General features: G+C 63.2%; 5 protein-coding genes. All 5 read left to right on the top strand.

What is annotated here, in order from left to right; genetic code table 11:
• Positions 1 to 991, top strand: a 991-nt coding sequence (locus EOC06_RS30155) for an ABC transporter permease (protein ID WP_245470214.1), incomplete at its 5' end; no start/stop codon positions are given.
• Between the two features lie 87 nt (positions 992 to 1,078).
• Positions 1,079 to 1,846 carry an SDR family oxidoreductase gene (locus EOC06_RS30150; RefSeq protein ID WP_128309511.1) on the top strand — a complete coding sequence of 256 codons (768 nt, stop codon included), beginning with the start codon at positions 1,079 to 1,081 and terminating at the stop codon, positions 1,844 to 1,846.
• Between the two features lie 175 nt (positions 1,847 to 2,021).
• Positions 2,022 to 2,849: an AraC family transcriptional regulator gene (locus EOC06_RS30145; protein ID WP_127266791.1), complete on the top strand. Its 828-nt coding sequence runs from the start codon at positions 2,022 to 2,024 to the stop codon at positions 2,847 to 2,849.
• 130 nt (positions 2,850 to 2,979) lie between these two features.
• Positions 2,980 to 3,423: an SRPBCC family protein gene (locus tag EOC06_RS30140; RefSeq protein WP_128309510.1), complete on the top strand. Its 444-nt coding sequence runs from the start codon at positions 2,980 to 2,982 to the stop codon at positions 3,421 to 3,423.
• A 13-nt stretch (positions 3,424 to 3,436) separates the two neighbouring features.
• A partial coding sequence (locus tag EOC06_RS30135; protein WP_128309509.1) for a xanthine dehydrogenase family protein subunit M occupies positions 3,437 to 4,206 on the top strand: 770 nt, incomplete at its 3' end.

The raw sequence follows: 4,206 nt of genomic DNA, 5'->3' as shown, positions 1-4,206 counted from the left end.
GACAATGGACCAGCCGATCGAACACAAGCAGCAATCCTTGGCCGCGAGAGTGTTTGCCAGCCAGACCTTCTGGGTGGTGATCGCGGTCATCCTTGCCTGCGTGTTCCTATCGTTTGCCACCGACGCCTTCGCCACCTCGAAGAACCTCTACAACATCACCCGCAACATCACCTTCGTCGCCATCATCGCGCTCGGCATGACTTTCGTCATCATCACCGGCGGCATCGACCTGTCGGTTGGCTCGGTACTATGCCTGTCGTCAATGGTGCTGGCCGTCACCATGCATGCCGGCTACTCGATCGAGGTCGGCATCCTGGCCTCCATTGCCACCGCGCTCGCCATTGGCGCCTTCAACGGCGTGCTGATCGCCTATCTCGGCTTTCCATCCTTTGTGGTGACGCTCGGCATGTTGTCGATCGCCCGCAGCCTCGCCATGGTCGCCTCCAACAACACGGTCGTCTTCCAGTTCGGGCCGGACCACGCCAAGCTTCTGTCATTGGGCGGCGGCGCCTGGGTGTTCGGCATCGCCAATCCGGTGCTTTACATGATCCTTCTGGCGCTGATCACCGGCTTTATCCTGCGCTGGACGAAGTTCGGCCGCCACATCTTCGCCATTGGCGGCAACGAGCACGCGGCAACGCTGACCGGCGTTCCGGTGCGCCAGATCAAGGTTGCCGTCTACATGATCTCGGCGCTGTCGGCCGGCATTGCCGGCATCATCCAGACCGGCTGGCTGGGCGCCGTCACCACCAATCTCGGCACCGGCATGGAGCTGCAGGTGATCGCCGCAACCGTCATCGGCGGCGCCAATCTGGCTGGCGGCGTCGGCACCGCCTTTGGCGCCATCGTCGGTGCGGCCCTGATCGAGGTGATCCGCAACAGTCTCGGCCTGCTCGGCATCAATGCCTTCTGGCAAGGTGTGTTCATCGGCGGCGCCATCCTGCTGGCGGTGCTGTTCGACCGCATCCGCAATTTCCGCCGCAGTGACTAGAACCATGATCCCGAAAAGTGGAAACCGGTTTTCTCGGACAAACGGGACCGTTTGTCCGGAGATCATGGTCAAACAAAAGACGGTTTGATGGCCAACTCCCTGTTCAGCCTCGAGGGGCGGCTGGCGCTGGTGACTGGCTCCGGCCAGGGCATCGGCTTCGCGCTGGCTCGGGGCATGGCTGAACATGGGGCAAGCGTGGTGCTGAACGGCCGCGACGCCGCCAGGATCGGCGGTGCCGTCGAAAAGCTGCGCAATGCCGGCTTCAAGGCGCACGCCTCGACCTTCGACGTCACCGATTTTCAGGCGGTCAACGAGGACATTGCCCGCATCGAGGCCGAGATCGGCGCCATCGACATCCTCATCAACAATGCCGGCGTGCAGTTCCGCGCCCCGCTCGAGGACTTTCCCGAGGAGCAATGGGAGCGCCTGTTCAAGACCAATGTGTCGGGCGCCTTCCATGTCGGCAAGGCGGTCGCCCGCCACATGTTTCCGCGCGGCAAGGGCAAGATCATCAACATCGGCTCGGTGCAGAGCGAACTGGCAAGGCCGAACATCGCACCATACACCGCGACCAAGGGCGCGATCCGTAACCTGACAAGGGGCATGTGCGCCGACTGGGCCAAACACGGCCTGCAGATCAATGCGATCGCGCCCGGCTATTTCCGCACCGAGATGAACCAGGCGCTGGTCGACAATCCGGAATTTTCCGCCTGGCTGGAAAAGCGCACGCCCGCCGGACGCTGGGGCGCTGTCGACGAGCTGATCGGCGCCGCCGTGTTCCTTGCGTCCGACGCATCGTCTTTCGTCAACGGCCATACACTGTATGTCGATGGCGGCATGACGGCTTCGGTTTGAGGGGCGTTCTTCCCTTGTGGGAGGAGAGGAAACCTATCGCTCAGTCTGAAAATCTGGCCGCATCGGCCGTCATTCGCCCTCGCCGCCCCCGCGCGTCTTGACGCGGCCCCGAACTCAGCCGCACAATCCCTGTTGCAGACGAAGGGAGGCCAGTCGTCTGCGGGAGGATATACCCATGACGGAAGCGATCAGGCTCTACTGGGGCCGGTTCGGACATGTATCTATCCTGAATGTCGCAAGCGACTTCGTCACCCATGCCCATGTCGAGGCCCATCTGATCATCTGGCTGGAAGGTACGGCCGGCGAAATGACCATCGGCCGCGAGACCGTCCGGCTTGGACCTGGAACGGCCGCCGGCATCAACTCCTTCCAGCCGCACAGCCATGTTCTGTCGCAAAACGGGACGCCCGGTCTGTTTCTCGCCTTTTACATCGATCCCGACTGGGCGCGGCGCCGCCGCGACCTGCCTTCGTCGGCACCGCTGTTTTCACAAGCCGCGATCACGCTGGAACCGTGGCTGCATCAGGCCGCCGCCAATCTGCTCGACCACCTCAGCGACAATGAGAGCGTCGACGATATCGCCAACTACGAGATCGAGCGTTTCATCGATAGCGTGCTCGACGCCGCCGACGCCTCGGCGCCGCAGGAGGCCCGTGTCCGCATCAACACCATGCAGGATTTCCGTGTCCGCAAGGCAATCCAGCTGATGAAGGCCAATGTCTGCGAGCGCATCTGCTTCGACGACGTGGCGCGCAGCGTCGGCCTGTCGCGACCGCATTTCTTCGCTTTGTTCAAGGAACAGACCAATCTGACGCCCAATGTCTACTGGAACACGCTGCGCATGGAGGAAGCGGTGCGGCAGCTGCAATGGTCGCGGGAGCCGCTGATCTCGGTCGCCTGCAATCTCGGCTTCACCACGCAGGGCAATTTCTCGCGTTTTTTCCGCGACCATGTCGGCGTGCCGCCGACGCTCTACCGCGAGGCCGCGCGGGCGATTGCCTGAGCCTGTCCTCGTTTAGTCAAGGTCGACTGTTTTTCAGACTCCTTGATACACGCTCAAGACGCATTGATAAGCGTCGCTGAAATGGCCGCCCTACCCTTGCACCGGATCGCTTTCGCAAGGGAACATTTGAATGGCCAAAGTCACCATATCCAGCGTCATCGACGCGCCGGTCGAAAAGGTCTGGGCGCGCATACGCGACTTCAACGGGCTGCCGGGCTGGCATCCGCGCATGGTGGAGAGCCACATTGAAGACGGCAAGGATGCCACCACGATCGGCTGCGTGCGCAATTTCGAGCTCGCCAGCGGCGCCCGCCTGCGCGAAAAGCTGCTCGACTTCTCCGATCAGAATTTCCTGGTCAGCTACTCCATCCTTGAGACGCCGCAACCGCTGACCAATCACAAGGCGACCCTGCAGCTGCGGCGTGTGACCGATGGCGACCGCACCTACGCCGAATGGACCGCCAGCTTCGACGCCGCGCCCGAGGAGGCAGACAAGCTGGCCGAGGGCATGGGCGCGAATGTCTTTCAGGGCGGCTTCAACGCCCTGAAAAGCCATTTCGCCGGCCAGAGCTGACAGGAGCCAAACCATGGCGCTGGCACTGCAGACCTTTGCAACGGTGAAAGACGCGAACGCGGCACTGAAAGCCCAGGGCACACGCTATCTCGGCGGCGGCACGCTGGTCGTCCGCGCGGCCAATGAAGGCGATGTTTCGGTTTCCGGCCTTGTCAGGTCGACCGAGCCGTCTTTGTCCACCATCGCTGTTGCCGGCGGCAAAGTCCGCATCGGCGCTTCGGTGACGATGGCGGCGATCGCCAGTCATCCGGAGCTCGGCACGCTCGCCAAGGCCGCTCGCGCCGTCGGCGGCCCGGCCATCCGCAACATGGCGACCATCGGCGGCAATCTTTTTGCCCCGGCCCCCTATGGCGATTTCGCCGTTGCCCTGCTGGCGCTCGATGCGACGGTCGGCACCGATGACGGGCAAACGCCGATCGAGACTTTTCTGGCCAATCGGGACGGCAGCCGCGCCGTCGTCACTTCCGTGAGCTTCACGCTTCCGAAGGCCGACAGTTTCCGCTTCCTGAAAGTGTCGAGGGTCAAGCCCAAGGGCGTCTCTGTGCTCAGCATAGCCGCTGTTCTGGAACTGTCGTCGGATGGCACCGTGACCTCGGCGCGGATCGCGCTCGGCTGCATGGCGGATCGGCCAATGCGCGCCAGGGCGGCGGAAAAAGCGCTGATCGGCCGAACGCTGACCGCTGACGGCATCGCGCCGGCCTTGGCCGCGGCCGGCGATGGCATCTCGCCCATCACCGACCCGATCGCCAGCGCCTGGTATCGCGCCGAAGTCCCTGCCGGTTC

It is taken from the genome of Mesorhizobium sp. M7A.F.Ca.MR.362.00.0.0 (genome assembly GCF_004023175.1).
In the GTDB taxonomy this organism is placed as follows: domain Bacteria; phylum Pseudomonadota; class Alphaproteobacteria; order Rhizobiales; family Rhizobiaceae; genus Mesorhizobium.
Note: the sequence above shows the minus strand (reverse complement) of the source record. Positions and strands in the feature narration are given on the sequence as shown.